The organism is Vreelandella populi, assembly GCF_003989825.1.
GTDB classification, from domain to species: domain Bacteria; phylum Pseudomonadota; class Gammaproteobacteria; order Pseudomonadales; family Halomonadaceae; genus Vreelandella; species Vreelandella populi.
Genome location: NZ_RZHE01000004.1, coordinates 111,693 through 127,201 on the forward strand (window position 1 = coordinate 111,693; position 15,509 = coordinate 127,201).

The window sequence follows — 15,509 nt, forward strand, 5'->3', positions numbered from 1 at the left end:
CAAAGTTATAAAAATATGGGTTAAGTAACCGAAACTAAAAAATCATCAACCCAACAAGTAGTAACCAGGATATAGATGCATTATCCCGGCCTTGCTACCGGGTCGCAATGAATGGATAGTCGCACGCCATGTAGGGGTATTACAGAAAATGGCATTTGACTACAAACTCAAAATAGACTCTACCTTAAACTGCCACGGGTTAGCCCTCTGACTGAAAGTAGTCATCGTGTATGATCCTTATTCCGTTTCAGCGCAAAACGATACCTGACTATGCCATCATTTTCTCTGCTCGAACCGCCCCAGCCACAAGGGACTCGTGACACGCTTTACTGGACAGCGCCGCCGGGCAGTGCGTCTGCATTGGCGCTCGCTCAGGTAGCAGCTAGCGCTCCCCTACTGGTGATTACTCCCAATACGGCCAGCGCCCAGCGCCTTGAGCAAGACCTGGCTTTCTATAGCGACGTGCCGGTGCTTCCTTTTCCCGACTGGGAAACGCTGCCTTACGACAGTTTCTCGCCACACCAGGACATCGTTTCTGCTCGTCTGCGCACGCTGCGTCTGCTTCAAGATGGTGTGCGCGGCATCGTACTGGTGCCTATCAATACACTAATGCAGCGCCTGGCTCCCGTGTCCTATATCGCCGGGCGCGTAATGACCTTAAAGGCGGGTGCCAAACTCAACCGTGAGACATTTAGAGAGTCATTGACGCGTGCTGGGTATCGCGCGGTAGAGACTGTCTACGAGCCCGGTGAGTACGCCATGCGCGGCGCCCTGATCGATCTTTTTGCCATGGGCATGGATGAGCCGATCCGTATCGATCTGTTCGACGATGAAATTGATACGCTGCGGCACTTCGACCCCGGCAACCAGCGCTCGACTGACAAGGTAGGCGTCATTGAACTGCTTCCTGCTCATGAGTATTCGCTCAGCCGCAGCGCAATTGCCTGTTTTCGCGAGCAATTTGAAACCCTGTTTGATGTCGACCCACGCCAATGCCCGCTGTATAACGATGCGCTTAAAGCGATCCCCTCGCCGGGGCTTGAGCACTATCTACCGCTATTTTTTGATGAAACCGCCTCACTGTTCGATCATGTCACTGACGACACCCGGGTAGCCTTGCTACCCGGCGTTTTTGAAGCTGCCGAACAGCACTGGCAGTCTATCGAGGCGCGCTACACCAACTTGGCCGTTGACCCCACTCGGCCGCTGCTTCCTCCTCACCGGGCGTTCTTTCCGGTAAGCGATGTATTCTCGGCGATTAAAGCTCGCGCGCGTATCGAGCTAACCGAAAACGAAGGGCAGCGCCATGCCCTGACGCCAGAGGCCAAGGCACTCCCCCCGCTGGCGATAAACGCTCGCGCAAAGCAGCCGCTGGGTGAATTAAGTAATTTCTTAAACAATCAGCCCGATCTTCGGATACTGTTTGTGGCTGAGTCCCGGGGCCGCCGTGAAGCGCTTGAAGAGATACTCGCGCCGCTAACACTCGCGCTGCCCTACGTGGAGAGCTTTCACGCCTTTCTAACCAGCCAGCATGCCTACGCGATTACCGAAAGCCTGGTCGATAGCGGCCTGTGGCTTACCCAACCACACATCGCGGTCATCAGTGAAACGGAGCTGTTTGGTGAGGTGGTACGCCAGAGCCGCCGACGGGAAAAGGCTACTGATGATAACGAGCTGGCAGTTCGCCATCTTTCTGAGCTGCGCGAAGGCGCCCCGGTGGTTCACCAAGCTCACGGCGTAGGCCGCTATTTGGGGCTTGAGACGCTGTCTGCCGGCGGCCAGGCCAACGAGTTTCTCGCCCTTTCCTACGCAAACGGCGCCAAGCTCTACGTTCCGGTGGATAGCCTTCACCTTATTTCCCGTTACAGCGGCGCCGACGACGAACTGGCACCGCTGCATAAACTGGGCTCGGATCAATGGGAAAAAGCCCGGCGCAAGGCGGCCGAGAAGATTCGCGATACGGCCGCCGAGCTGCTGGATGTTTACGCTCGGCGTGAAGCCCAGCAGGGGGTTGTCTATGAATCCCCCGGCGAGGAGTACGTGCGCTTTGCCGCCAGCTTTCCGTTTGAGGAAACACCCGACCAACAGGCGGCCATTGAAGCCGTCATTGACGACATGGTTTCCCCCCAACCCATGGATCGCGTCGTGTGCGGCGATGTGGGGTTTGGTAAAACGGAAGTCGCCATGCGCGCCGCCTTTCTGGCGGTACAATCAAACCGCCAGGTCGTGGTGCTGGTACCCACCACTCTGCTTGCCCGCCAGCATTTTGAGAACTTCCGCGATCGTTTTGCCGATACGGCGGTGAATATTCGCCTTATCTCCCGCTTTACGGCGGGCAAGGAGATGACGCAAACGCTTGAAAGTATCAAAAATGGTCAAACCGATATTGTTATCGGTACCCATAAGCTGCTTTCCAAAAGCGTTGAGCTACCCAAGATAGGGCTTCTGATTATCGATGAAGAGCACCGTTTTGGCGTTGCCCAGAAGGAGAAACTCAAAACGCTTCGCGCTGAAATCGATATTTTAACCCTGACCGCCACGCCCATACCGCGCACGCTCAATATGGCGATGAGTGGTATTCGCGATCTTTCGATTATCGCCACACCGCCTGCTCGGCGCCTGTCGGTCAAAACCTTTGTACAGCAACGCGACAAAAGCATTATCAAGGAAGCGCTGTTGCGCGAAATACTTCGCGGCGGTCAGGTCTATTTTCTGCACAACGAAGTCAAGACCATCGAAAATGCCGCTGAACAAATCCGCGAGCTGGTACCGGAAGCTCGGGTGGCCGTAGCACACGGGCAGCTGCCTGAGCGTAGCCTTGAGCGGGTGATGTCGGATTTCTACCATCGCCGCTTCAACGTACTGGTCTGCTCAACCATTATTGAAACCGGCATTGATGTGCCCAGCGCCAATACCATCTTGATTGAGCGCGCCGACAAGTTTGGCCTGGCCCAACTCCACCAGCTTCGTGGCCGCGTAGGGCGCAGCCACCACCAAGCGTATGCCTACCTGCTCACACCTCCCCCCAAGGCCATGACCCGCGACGCGGTTAAACGCCTAGAAGCCATTAGCGCCTCCGACGACCTTGGCGCTGGCTTTACGTTGGCAAGCCACGATATGGAAATTCGTGGAGCGGGCGAGCTTTTAGGCGATGAACAGAGCGGCCAGATGGAAACTATCGGCTACTCTTTATATATGGAAATGCTAGACCGGGCCGTTAAAGCCATTCGCGCAGGCAAGACGCCTAATATCGATATGCCCTTCAATACCGGTGTGGAAATCAGCCTAAACTTACCCGCGCTGATCCCAGACGACTATATTCATGATGTACAGCAGCGTCTTGTGATGTATAAGCGCATTGCCAATACGCAAAGTGACAATGAACTGAAAGAATTACAGGTTGAGCTGATTGACCGCTTTGGCCTACTTCCGCAGCCACTCAAGAACCTGGTACGCCAAACCCGGCTGCGCCAGCGCGCCGAGCAGTTGGGAATCAGCCGAATTGAAGCCGGCGAAAGCCGCGGCAGAATATTGTTTGACGGCACAACGAAGATTGATCCATTGACCCTAGTGACACTGATTCAAACATCGCCGCAGCACTATCGCCTGGATGGTTCAGATACTTTGCGATTTGAATTTAGCATGGAAACCCATGACCAACGTTTTGAGCAGGTGGAGTCGCTTTTAAGTACTCTTAATCAAAAAGTAGCGGCGGCGTGAACCTTGGGGCAAACTGGTAGTAAGCAACCTATGTTTGCCCGTTTACGCGTACTAGCAGTGCACTAACTTATTAGGAACGACCATGAATACTCGTCTAAAATTCAACCTTTGGGGACCTACCAGCCTGGCGGTTTTACTGGCAGCCTCCCTTACCGGTCCTGTGTATGCGCAAGCAACACCCGAGCAAGTAGAAAACGCTTCAGCGATCACCAGCGAAGCACTGGCAGGTGCTGAACAAGTGATTAATCAGCCCCAGCGCGAGCTTCCCCGCGGGCATTTTCGGCTACCGGACCAGGGCGACATCATCGGTGAGTACTACACCGTGACCGTTGCTGACCATGAAGAAACCCTGATTGATATCGCTCGTCGCCATAACATTGGCTACGAGGAAATACGTATGGCCAACCCGAATGTCAGCATGTGGGTACCCGGCGAAGGTACGGAAGTCGTGATTCCGGCCCGTTACATTCTGCCGCCCGCCCCGCGCGAAGGCATCGTGGTCAATCTGTCCGAACTGCGTTTGTACTACTATCCCGCTGACAAGCCCGGCATCGTCGAGACCTACCCGGTAAGTGTTGGCCGTGAAGAGTTCGCAACGCCGGTAGGTATCACGCGTACCACCATCAAGGTTAAAGACCCTGCATGGGCACCACCTGCCTCCATGCGCCGAGAAGCGGCAGAGCGCGGCGAGCCGGCACCCGCCGTAGTACCACCCGGCCCTGACAACCCCTTGGGCGAGCACGCCATTCTGCTTGCCATGCCGAGCTACCTGATTCACGGCACCAATCGGCCTGACGGCGTCGGCATGCGCGCTAGCCGCGGCTGTATCCGCATGTACCCGGAAGACATCAAGTCGCTGTACGAGCGCTTGCCAAGCGGTACTCAGGTCAATCTTATGGATGCCCCTTTCAAAGCTGGCTGGGACTCAGACGGCACCCTGTTCGTGCAGTCGTATCCGCAGCTTGAAGAGAACAAAGGCGACTTCGAACCGCTGATCAATGCCATTGAGCGCGTGGACGCACTGACTGAAGATCAGGTTGAAGTAGATTACGAGAAGGTGAAACGCGCCGTAGAATCACCCGACGGCCATTTTATAGCCTTGTATGGCCCTCAGGCACCGGCACCGGAGGAAGAGACACCTGCCCAGCGCAACGGTCTTTTTGAAGAAGTTGAGCTCAGCCAGGTACAGTCTGATGAAGACGATGCTTGAACGAATGTATTGATCACCCATAAAAAACCCCGCCGAGGCGGGGTTTTTTACATCTTCAACGAACCGCTGAGCAAAATTCTTGCCCAGTGGTCCAAGCAGAATTACTTCTGCATGGAGCGCTGGAACTGACGGTTCATTTCTTCGCGGCCTTGCTCAGACATCTGCAGAGCAGCTTGCGCATCGCGCTGAGCTTGGTTTGCAGTGTTCAGAGCTTGAGAAGCCATGCTGCGTGCTTCTGCGGCATCAGCCTGTGCAGATTCAGCAGTCATGCGAACTTCTTCCAGAGCGCTGGTAGAAGCACAGCCAGCCAGAATTGCCAGAGAAGCGGCAGCGGCGGTCATTTTCAGAGTAGTCTTCAAAGTCATAATGTTCTCCTTGAGTCTTCCTTGGATACAACGTTAATGGTATGACAAAGTCAGGCTAAATGCTTAGCTCAATTTTGTCTACCTGCGGTGCAGGTTCCTTACAATGACTTGTGCTTATGCACGCTAGTCAAACGCTGTTTTATAATAGACCACAGCGCTTGTCTATAGCCACTTGTACAAAACCTCGTACTTCCTTCAACAACATAAGACTAGCGGATAACAACGCGAGTGCCAACATCAACGAGTTCTGCAACTCGCTCAATTTGTTCATTTGTCACTGCCACGCACCCTTGAGTCCAGTGGTAGCGACCATGAATGTCGGGATCCGCGCTTCCGATGCCGTGAATTCCAATTGCCCCACCCAACGCGGTATCTTGCGGTGGATGACCATAACGACGGTAGTAGTCGAAATAGGCCTCATAATCGCCTTGCGAGTAGATGCCTTTCTCTAACGCCATTCTTGCATGGGCCGGCGTAGGATAATCGATACCGAGGAATATATGCCACCGACTTTCGTAATTAAATCGATTAATCCGAAATTCGCCTAGCGGTGTTACGTTGTCGCCTCTGACTCGCTGAGTCTTGGCACCCGATCGCCCCAGTGAAATGGGCCCATAGTGCTCAATCAACGTATCGCCGCGATAAATGCTCAACGTCGACTGGCTATCATCAACCATCAGCCATAATTCGCTGCTGTAACGGGGAATATGTGCCCGTGACAAGAGCGTTTCCACCAGATCTGTAGGTTCGGTGTTAAGCGACACATTCGACGCAGCAGCGCTTGCAACAGCTGGCCAGCTTAGAGCTAGCGCTAAAAAACGGCGGCGGTTTAATGGCATTAATCAGCCCTCAATACAGGCCAGCTGACCGCTGACCAACTAAGCATTTCCGGGGGCTTTTATAACCTATAACCACCGCGTCTGTCAGTGATAAAACACAACTTTTTATCGCAAGTTATGACAAGATCGTGTCAATCAAACGCCATTCAACGTAGCGCTAGATATCTTCAAACTCTTGCATGCTGGTAACCAGCTTGCGCGTCTGAGCCTCATGCCCTTCTGCCAGAGAATTAAAAAATGTGGCTTCAGGTTCGATTCTCGACCGCAAGGCGCGATGCTCATAGAACTTCTGTAACCTTGTATGCGTTTCGACCGCAGCTCGGGTAATCTCATCCACCGATCCCTCGACCGATTTTTCGGCCATCTGCTCAAGCTCAGGCGGCTCGGGGAAATCGCTAGATTCATCAAACCATGTTTCCAGTACTTCCTTATGATCAGTACCATCGTGGAACAGCCCATTAAGGCCTTTCTGCATCTGAATTTCCTGGCTTGCCAGGTAGGTTAACGCCATTTGCAGGCGCTCATTATCCGTTTTGTCGGCCGCTTCGCTGTACTGCTGGGCCATTCGCCTGTGAAAGCCTTCTGCCCACTCAATGAGATCCTTCACCTTGTTATAACGCATCCTTGTCTCCTCTCTGCCTTACCAATAACGAAGTAGGGCCATTATGAAGATAATGGCCAAACCTTTGATGCTGGAAGTTCAGGGTAGTTCATTTGAACCGTTGAGGGGTGTTTTACCATTCAAGACTGGTTTCTCTGAGCGCTGCTATCTCGAGTTTGGCGGCTTCAAGGCAAGCCAGCAGCTGTGCAGCCGGATCCGTTTGGCTACCCACAGCAATCATTCCAGGGTTGGCAGACACGCGCCTGGCGGCACCCTCGCTGCTGTGCAGCTGCTCAAGCTTGCTAACCAACCAGCCAAGCCAGCTTTCAGGCTCATGCATTACGTCACGCAGGCGCTGTAATTCAGCCAGCTGAGGCCCATCATTTGCCAACAGCTCGCGCCAGGCGTGGCTTTCGAGTCTTGCATGCTCAGTCACTTCGCGTAACAGCGAGACCAAGGCCAGCTCGAAGAGCGCCAGGGCGCTCTCTTCCAGCGCCATTTGGCGAGCCGGCGCATGCTCATCCTCCCCGACCGGCATGCTCATCAAGAGTTCAGCTTGATAAAGCAGCTGGTTAGTACGCGAACGCGGACTCATTTACGCTTATCCTCCACGTGCCATTTCCCGGCTTCATAGGTGGCCTTCCATCCGGTAGCCTTGCCCTCTTCATCGGTCATCACGTACTGCTCTTTACTCTTGCGCGAGTAGCGAATCTGCGCAGGTCGGCCATCGGGGTCTTCACTGGGTGCCTCAAGAATAAAATGATACTTCTCAGGCAGCTCAGCAGCATGAGCTTTAAGCTCTTTCACCAGCGGCGGGCGCGTTTCGCGATTTTTGGGGAATTTACTCGCTGCCAGAAACAGCCCGCTTGCCCCATCGCGCAGCACGTAATGGTCGTCAACCTTCTGGCAGGCAAGCTCCGGCATGGAGATCGGATCCATTTTCGGCGGTGCTACCTCGCCGCTTTTCAGCAGCTTACGGGTGTTCTTGCACTCGCTGTTGGTACACCCGAAATATTTGCCAAAACGCCCTGACTTGAGCTGCATTTCCGAGCCGCATTTATCGCATTCGATAACCGGGCCGTCGTACCCCTTGATCTTGAACTTGCCCTGCTCGATCTCATAACCATCGCAATCAGGACTATTACCACAGATATGCAGCTTGCGGGTTTCATCAATCAGGTAGTTATCCATCGCTGTACCACACTTGGTACAACGGCGCTTGGCGCGCAGCGCGTTGGTTTCTGCCTCTTCACCGGCATCCGCTGCCACGGCTTCTTCGCCGGGGATTAGGTCAATGGTTGTCTTGCAACGCTCCTTTGGCGGCAGGTTATAACCACTGCAGCCCAGGAATACACCCGTGGAGGCGGTGCGAATCTGCATTTTGCGCCCACAGGAGGGGCAATCAATATCGGTGGGCACCGGCTGATTGGGCCGCATGCCATCTTCACTTTCCGCCTTGGCAAGTTCATCGCGAAACTCGCTATAGAAAGCATCCAGCAACGCCTGCCAGTTACGTTCGCCCTCGGCTACTTCATCCAGGCTATCTTCCATGCGCGCGGTAAAAGAGAAGTCCATCAGATCCGGAAACGACTCTTTCAAGCGTTCGGTCACGATATCACCCAGCTTCTCAGCGTAGAAGCGACGGTTTTCCAGCTTCACGTAGCCACGATCCTGAATCGTGGAAATGATCGAAGCGTAGGTGGAGGGTCGACCAATTCCCTGTTTCTCAAGTTCCTTGACCAGGCTTGCCTCGGTATAACGTGCAGGCGGCTTGGTAAAGTGCTGCTGGGGGTCTAACGCTTCCAGCGTCATACGGGTGCCCTTGGGCAGATCCGGCAGGCTCTGATCTTCATTTTTACCGCTGGGCTTCATCACACGGGTATAGCCGTCAAACTTCAGCACGCGCCCTTTCGCCCGCAGATCGTAGCCATCCACCTCGACACTCAACGTACTCGACAGGTACTCCGCCGGAGTCATCTGGCAGGCCACGAACTGACGCCAAATCAACTCGTACAGACGCTCGGCATCGCGTTCCATACCGGCCAGATCGGTGGCTTTGCGCTCAACGCTTGAGGGGCGAATGGCTTCGTGAGCCTCCTGGGCGCTCTCTTTGCTGCTATAGCGATTAGGCGCCTCAGGTAGATAGCGCGCGCCATACTCATTGCCAATAAACTCCCTAACGCTTTCCACGGCATCCTTGGAGAGATTGGTCGAATCGGTACGCATATAGGTAATGTAGCCGGCTTCATACAGGCGCTGGGCCATGGTCATGGTCTTCTTGACCGAAAAACCCAGACGGCCGCTGGCGGCTTGCTGCAAAGTCGAGGTAATGAAAGGTGCCGTCGGCTTGGAGCTTGTGGGCTTATCTTCCCGGGAAGTGATTGAAAGCGGCGCTTTGCGCAGCGCTTCGATACTTGCCATGGTGTCTTTTTCGGACGTGGGTCGATATGCCTTGCCGTCATGCCTGGCTAGCGCAAAACGGACCAGCTCGCCCTCTGGCGATACCAAGTCTGCATGCACGTCCCAGAACTCTTCGGGAATAAAGGCTCGAATATCTCGCTCGCGCTCGACGATCAAACGCACGGCCACGGATTGGACACGCCCAGCGGAAAGCCCGCGGGCAATCTTGGCCCACAACAGCGGTGAAAGCATGAAACCCACTACACGGTCCAGAAAACGCCGTGCTTGCTGGGCTTCAACTCGAGGAATGTTCAGCGCTCCGGGCGCTTTAAATGCATCCTGGATGGCATTTTTGGTGATTTCGTTAAATACCACTCGCTTATAGCGGCTATCGTCACCGCCAATGGTCTCGCGAAGGTGCCAAGCGATGGCTTCCCCCTCGCGGTCCAAATCCGTTGCCAGATAAACGGCATCGGCCTTTTCAGCGAGTTTCTTTAACTCGGCCACTACCTTCTCTTTGCCGGGCAGCACTTCATAGTGCGCTTCCCAGCCATTATTTGGGTCAATACCCATACGCCGAATCAACTGATCCTGGCTCTTGCGCTTTTTGTACTCTGCCTTCTCTTCCGCCGACATTTTACGTGTTGCCGCGGCTTGGCGAGCGCGCTCCTTGGGGTCGGAAGCTGCCTTGCCCGAGCCGCTGGTCGGCAGGTCACGAATATGACCCACGCTCGACTTTACGATGAAATCGCTGCCGAGATACTTATTAATCGTCTTCGCTTTAGCTGGCGACTCAACGATGACCAGTGACTTGCCCATAGTGCTCCACTTATCTATTGCTTGGACTAATCAGCCCGCGCCTGAAAACAGTACCGCATGGGTTGAAGGAAAAATGGCTGCAAAAGAACCAGCTTTTTGCAGCAACCGACATAAACATACGGATGAAAAAATGCGCCTACCCTACCCCAGCCCTTGACTAAGCGCCAGTAGCAACCGAACAGTAGAGAACAAACCTGACTTTTTTATACCGGGTAGCTAGACACTAGACCGACGCTTGCAGATCAGCAACCCGCCGTTGCCCAGAAAACAAAACGCCCCTGCGTTTCAGCAGGGGCGTAGATAAGCAGAAAAGCTACTTATCGCTTACGCGGCGTCTTGAGATGCGCAATATCAGCCGCGGGCTTTGTAGGCTCAGCAGACTTTTTATCGGCAGTCTTGGCAGCGGGCTTGGCAGGCTTAGCAGGCTTTTTACCGCCAGTCTTAGCAGCGGTTTTTTCAGGCTCAGCAGGCTTTTTATCGGCAGCCTTAGCAGCGGACTTTTCAGGCTCAGCAGACTCTTTCTTTTCAACCGGCAGCTTAGTCGGCCCTTGCTTAACAATCGCCTTGGTTACAACTGGATTATCTACCGTGGCGCTTGCCGTCGCTTTTTCTTCCGCTTCCGGTTTTTTGGCTTCAGGCTTGCTATCGGCCTGAGCCACCGACGCTTTGGAGGCTGCCTTGGCGGACGCCGCCTTAGATGATGCAGGCTTGGCTGTAGCTGACTTGATTGCTGGAGACTTAGTTGTTGAAGATTTAGTTGTCGAGGATTTAGACGCTGCAGTTTTATCCGTTACAAACTTGGAAGGACGCGCCTTATCAAACAACGCTTTTATTTGCGTAAAGCGTTCTGAAGCATGCTCTGAGAGTTCACCGCTTGCCGCAAATACATGCTCGAGATTTTTAATATGCGCATCTATGTCGCTGCTACTTTGCCCAGCTAACAGCTCAGGCAGCGTATTCAGGGCCTGCTCACGATCAAGCTTCAAAATAGAGAACTGCTCACGCACCAGTCGCTTGAAGTCAGACAACTTGATGCCCGGCTCCAATTCCGCTCTTGATGCACGCAGCCGCTTGAAGTTGCGCTCATCTGTTGCTGGTGCACCGCCCAACACATAAATCAACGAGCGCATGATAGCTTCGTGCGGCCCGCCTTTAGCAATTTGATCGCGTAGTTCATTCTGGCGATTGGCCAAAAAGCGACGATGCTCTGGCTCAGCGCCCGGGCGCCTACGGTGAACATGCGCATCACCATGAAGCCCTACTGCCGCTTGAAGCAAGGGTTGGCCATAAATATCCATAAACAGCCGTTCAGTAGTGCTATCGCGCAAATCGCGCATGGCATTCAAAGAGGCGACAATATGATCAGAGCCCATGGTTTCAAGTGCTTTGAAAAGATTGTCCTCCCCCACTTCATGACGGTTTTTACGCACGGCATCAGCCATTACCGGCAACGGCACTGATAACGGATTACGATCCGACAACAATTTATAGCCCAGGCGAATAGGATGCATCCGGCGGATAAATCGTGCGGCTTCCGGAGTCATGACTGCCTGCAACCAGGGTTGCACATAGATCCGGTACAACCCCAGGTTAATTTCTGAAAGACGGGCAACCGTGGCAAAGCGCCGATCATCATCGGCATTGTGGTGCACTTCCTGGTCTAGTTCTTCGAAATTACGTGGAGTAAATTCCAGCAGATAATCGCGCTCATAAAGCGAGGCATCACTACTGTCCGATGCCTGCGTTACCGTTGTTTCATAAAGTCCCGGCGGCAGCACATCGATGTAATCCATGTTGGCAGTAAATTCGGAATGCTCTTTACGCGAGACACTGCCCGATACAAAGATACCTAAATGGCCAGTGGTATCATGCATGCAGTAAACAATCGTCTGGTCGTTGGCCATGATATCGTCGGTATCTTCGTAAAGATCGCGAATCCAGCCCAGCGCTTGAGGCGGCGGCGTAATATCATCACCACGAGAGCAAAACACCACCACGGGTGAACGCAGATTACGCAAGTCGATACGCCGCCCATCTCGGGTTACCAGCTGCGCGGTAGACAATCGATTACCTACAAACAAGTTATCGACTATGTATTGGATCTCTTCACCGCCCAGCACCACATGTCCGCCCCACCAGCGCTCAAAGTCAAGATAACGCTGGCTTTCAGTATCCACATTGGCATAAAGGTGGTACTGCTTTTTCCAGTAGGTATTGGCCGGGTTCAGGCGCTCAAAGTTCTGCACCAGCCAGGCACCATCGAACAACCCGTTACCCATATCACTGGTGAACGCCGTTACCCAACTGCCGCCGGTCATGCCACCGGTATAGCGCATGGGCGCATTGCCATGCTCCCCTGCCCAGTAAGAGAGCGGCGCCCCAGCAATCAGAATAGGACCAAACACATCTGGCTCAAGCGCGGCGGCCATCATCAATTGCCAGCCTGCCTGGCAGTTACCCACCACCATGGGTTTTTCACAGATTTCTGGATGAAGTCCGATCACATGACGTAAAAAGGCAATTTCAGCCTCAACAACATCCTCAACGGTTTGGCCCGGTTCAGGATAAGGCAAGAAACCGATAAAATAGCAGGGGTGGCCAGCTTTCAAAGCCACGCCTAGCTCACTATCGGGCTTGAAACCGCCGATTCCTGGGCCGTGGCCCGCCCGCGGGTCAACCACGACAAAGGGACGTTTCTTAGGGTCAATTACCGTACCTTGCGGCGGTAGAACACGGAGCAATTCATAATTGGTTGGCTGAGGCAGCGTACGTCCATCCACCAATACTTCTGTTTCAAACCCGAGTACATTGGGTTTGGTTTGCTCCATATGCTCCAGGTACTGGTTGCCGCGTTCACGCATTACATCCAAATAAAGCACGCTGCGCTCAACGCTATCGTGCCAGTAGTCGGTCGCGGCGCGCCCAATTCCAAAAGGATCCATCAATGAGGTCAAGACGTCACTGCCTGGCAGTAGCGCTGCGGTGTCATTCGACGTCCCCGACCAGGCTTTTAGCCACGGGTTAGCGGCGAGCAGTGGATTGGCAAGAAAATTCATAGGGTCTCCCTAGAAGGAATGCGTTGGCGATCAACCCAAAAGCCACAATGCTGCGATGCAATATAGTTTAGGCCACTCCTTGGCTAACGTCGATGATTAGCGCTACCGATTTTATGCCGATTGTGTAACTCACCGTTGTATCAGGCAAACATGGCCAAACAGTGATAGCATTTTCATTTGGCGCTAGTGGTTTAGTACACCGCTTGTGTCATTCGCTGCCGGAGGCCGATTTTTCAGAGGTTGTCATGTATGTCATCCCCTACGCTGCTTAACCGCTTAACGTTTCGCCAGCTACAAGTATTTCAAGCGGTACATCACCAGCGTTCTTATTCCCGCGCGGCCGAACAGCTAGGATTAACTCAGCCTGCCGTTAGTGCACAGATTCGTCAGCTTGAACAGGCTCTGGGGCAGCCACTTTTTAAATATGCAGGCAAAACCCTGCATGTGTTGCCCGCAGCCGATACGCTGGCACTGTCTACCCGGGAAATTTTCGGTCAGCTTTCACGGCTGCAAATGAATTTGTCGGATATTAACGGCAAGATAACAGGCGAGCTGAACCTGGCAGCCGTTTCATCCGCGCAGTACATTGTCCCGTATATACTGGCGCGCTTTCGCGCTCGTTATCCGGATATTCACGTACGTCTCAAGGTCTGTAACCGTAGTCAAGCGCTTGAGCGTCTGGCAGAACAGCAAGATGACCTGGTGATCATGGCCATGGTGCCTGAAGATGATCGTCTGGCGGTCATGCCGATTATCGATAACGAGCTGGTAGCCGTGGTATGGCCCGAGCACCCCTTGCTCGAGGCACCCTCCCCAAGCCTTGCGGACTTTGCGCACCACTACGTGTTGATGCGCGAACCCGGCTCCGGCGTACGCAATGCGTTTGAGCAGCTGGCGGCTTTTCAGAAAGTGGCGCTTTTACATCACATTGAGCTTGGCACCAATGAGGCGATCAAGCAGGGTGTGATGGCACATTTAGGTGTAGCGGTACTGCCCCGGCTGGCGGTACGCCTTGAGCTTGAACAAAGGCTACTGTTTGAACTGGCGCTACCTGATTTTCCCATCCGCCGTTCCTGGTGTACGGTTTACCGTCGAGAGCGTTTTCCTACCCCGGTGGCTGAACTTTTTTTGCGCTTTGTTCGTGAGCATTTGCCGGAGTACCAGCAACATTTCAAGGCACCTTTAAGCCCGCTGCCCAGCCATGGCGTGGCCTGTCTGCCGATAGCGCCATAGCAAAACCCGACAGTGTCTTGTTAATCACCAGATATGTTACATTACACCTACTACCTACGTATTAATTGGCAACGTATTATTCGGCATGACTTGAGGGGCAAGCGCTTACCTGTTAGTGATAAGCCCTGCCTGCCGCACAGTAGAGAGGCTCTATTCCCATGAGCAACACCCCCTCGCAGCGTGTTCCCAGCGGTCAGAAGTTTCGCAACGAACATGGCATGACGGTAATCAAGGATGGCATGAAGGTGCGCAACGCGCAGGCCGAAGCCCCATCTCTTGAACGCAAGCCCAAATGGCTACGCGCCCAAATTCCCGGTGGCGAACGCTTTGAAGCAGTCAAACGCAACGTTGCCACCCATCGCCTAAGCACCGTGTGTGCAGAATCGCATTGCCCCAATATGGGCGAATGCTGGAGCAACGGTACCGCGACCATTATGTTAATGGGCTCTGTATGCACCCGGGCCTGCAGGTTTTGCGCGGTCGATACGGGCAACCCCAAGGGCTGGCTGGATCATGAAGAACCTGAGAATACCGCCAAGTCGGTAGAACTGATGGGGCTTCGCTATATTGTTTTAACCTCCGTGGACCGTGATGATCTTGAAGACGGCGGCGCAACGCACTACGCCAGCTGCATCCGCGCTATCAAGTCGCGCACACCTGAGGTAGTCGTTGAAGCACTGACGCCGGACTTTGATGGCGAGCTTGCTGCCATCGAGCGCGTCGTGGACTCGGGCCTTGAAGTGTTTGCCCAGAACGTCGAAACCGTTGAGCGCCTGACCAGCCGGGTGCGTGATCCGCGGGCAGGCTATCGCAAGACCCTGGACGTTCTGGCCTATGCCAAGAAGCATCGTCCAGATGTGATCACGAAAACCAGCCTCATGTTAGGGCTTGGCGAGACTGACGAAGAGATTCTGCAGACGTTTGACGATCTTCGCGAGATCGGCGTGGATATCGTGACATTAGGCCAATACTTGCGCCCCACAAAAAACCATTTGCCTGTCGAGCGCTGGGTAAGCCCCGAGGAATTCGATCGGTATCGTGAAATAGGCCTTGAGAAAGGCTTTATGGAAGTGCCTTCCGGCCCGCTTGTTCGCTCAAGTTACCGTGCTGACCGGGTATTCGAGAAGAACAACTTGGGCCTTGCCTCGCCTGCGAAGGTACCTGGTCAAGAGCCTGACCCGAACATTATCCCCTCCCTGAACGTTGGCTAGGCTTTTTTACGCCTGACAAGCAAACGCCGCCGCAATGTTAAGCACTGCGGCGGCG

10 protein-coding genes are annotated in these 15,509 nt (G+C 53.9%); 4 read left to right on the top strand and 6 right to left on the bottom strand.

Annotated elements, in window-relative coordinates:
• The first annotated feature begins 270 nt into the window (after positions 1–270).
• Positions 271–3,720: a transcription-repair coupling factor gene (mfd, locus tag ELY25_RS03620; RefSeq protein ID WP_126949926.1), complete on the top strand. Its 3,450-nt coding sequence runs from the start codon at positions 271–273 to the stop codon at positions 3,718–3,720.
• An 82-nt stretch (positions 3,721–3,802) separates the two neighbouring features.
• A complete protein-coding gene (locus tag ELY25_RS03625; protein WP_126949927.1) occupies positions 3,803–4,930 on the top strand; it encodes a L,D-transpeptidase family protein in 1,128 nt (375 codons plus the stop codon).
• Positions 4,931–5,031: 101 nt separating this feature from the next.
• Here ELY25_RS03625 and ELY25_RS03630 read toward each other — a convergent pair whose 3' ends face one another.
• The 6 genes from ELY25_RS03630 to ELY25_RS03655 form a co-directional block, all read right to left on the bottom strand.
• Positions 5,032–5,295 (bottom strand): Lpp/OprI family alanine-zipper lipoprotein, encoded by a 264-nt coding sequence (locus ELY25_RS03630; protein ID WP_126949928.1) that lies wholly within the window; start codon positions 5,293–5,295, stop codon positions 5,032–5,034.
• 209 nt (positions 5,296–5,504) lie between these two features.
• Positions 5,505–6,134: a L,D-transpeptidase family protein gene (locus ELY25_RS03635; RefSeq protein ID WP_126949929.1), complete on the bottom strand. Its 630-nt coding sequence runs from the start codon at positions 6,132–6,134 to the stop codon at positions 5,505–5,507.
• Positions 6,135–6,291: 157 nt separating this feature from the next.
• The gene (locus tag ELY25_RS03640; RefSeq protein ID WP_126949930.1) at positions 6,292–6,756 is read right to left on the bottom strand and encodes a 2-hydroxyacyl-CoA dehydratase; all 465 of its coding nucleotides are present in this window, start codon (positions 6,754–6,756) and stop codon (positions 6,292–6,294) included.
• Between the two features lie 112 nt (positions 6,757–6,868).
• Positions 6,869–7,330, bottom strand: coding sequence for a DUF6586 family protein (locus ELY25_RS03645; protein WP_126949931.1), 462 nt, complete (start codon positions 7,328–7,330; stop codon positions 6,869–6,871).
• On the bottom strand, positions 7,327–9,954 hold the full coding sequence (gene topA / locus ELY25_RS03650; protein WP_126949932.1) for a type I DNA topoisomerase: 2,628 nt from the start codon (positions 9,952–9,954) through the stop codon (positions 7,327–7,329). Before topA ends, ELY25_RS03645 begins: the two co-directional genes overlap by 4 nt.
• Positions 9,955–10,271: 317 nt before the next feature.
• A complete protein-coding gene (locus tag ELY25_RS03655; protein ID WP_126949933.1) occupies positions 10,272–13,010 on the bottom strand; it encodes a DUF3141 domain-containing protein in 2,739 nt (912 codons plus the stop codon).
• Between the two features lie 249 nt (positions 13,011–13,259).
• On the opposite strand from ELY25_RS03655, the gene ELY25_RS03660 reads away from it, so the two are divergent.
• Together ELY25_RS03660 and lipA are read left to right on the top strand one after the other, a co-directional pair.
• Positions 13,260–14,243 carry a LysR family transcriptional regulator gene (locus ELY25_RS03660; RefSeq protein ID WP_126949934.1) on the top strand — a complete coding sequence of 328 codons (984 nt, stop codon included), beginning with the start codon at positions 13,260–13,262 and terminating at the stop codon, positions 14,241–14,243.
• 158 nt (positions 14,244–14,401) lie between these two features.
• Positions 14,402–15,454 (top strand): lipoyl synthase, encoded by a 1,053-nt coding sequence (gene lipA / locus ELY25_RS03665; protein ID WP_126949935.1) that lies wholly within the window; start codon positions 14,402–14,404, stop codon positions 15,452–15,454.
• Positions 15,455–15,509: the final 55 nt, after the last annotated feature.

Coding starts and splice junctions, on each gene's coding strand:
- ELY25_RS03635 (WP_126949929.1), bottom strand. CDS start 6,134: ATGCCATTAAACCGCCGCCGTTTTTTAGCGCTAGCTCTAAGCTGGCCA.
- ELY25_RS03630 (WP_126949928.1), bottom strand. CDS start 5,295: ATGACTTTGAAGACTACTCTGAAAATGACCGCCGCTGCCGCTTCTCTG.
- ELY25_RS03640 (WP_126949930.1), bottom strand. CDS start 6,756: ATGCGTTATAACAAGGTGAAGGATCTCATTGAGTGGGCAGAAGGCTTT.
- ELY25_RS03625 (WP_126949927.1), top strand. CDS start 3,803: ATGAATACTCGTCTAAAATTCAACCTTTGGGGACCTACCAGCCTGGCG.
- ELY25_RS03660 (WP_126949934.1), top strand. CDS start 13,260: ATGTCATCCCCTACGCTGCTTAACCGCTTAACGTTTCGCCAGCTACAA.
- ELY25_RS03645 (WP_126949931.1), bottom strand. CDS start 7,330: ATGAGTCCGCGTTCGCGTACTAACCAGCTGCTTTATCAAGCTGAACTC.
- mfd (WP_126949926.1), top strand. CDS start 271: ATGCCATCATTTTCTCTGCTCGAACCGCCCCAGCCACAAGGGACTCGT.
- lipA (WP_126949935.1), top strand. CDS start 14,402: ATGAGCAACACCCCCTCGCAGCGTGTTCCCAGCGGTCAGAAGTTTCGC.
- ELY25_RS03655 (WP_126949933.1), bottom strand. CDS start 13,010: ATGAATTTTCTTGCCAATCCACTGCTCGCCGCTAACCCGTGGCTAAAA.
- topA (WP_126949932.1), bottom strand. CDS start 9,954: ATGGGCAAGTCACTGGTCATCGTTGAGTCGCCAGCTAAAGCGAAGACG.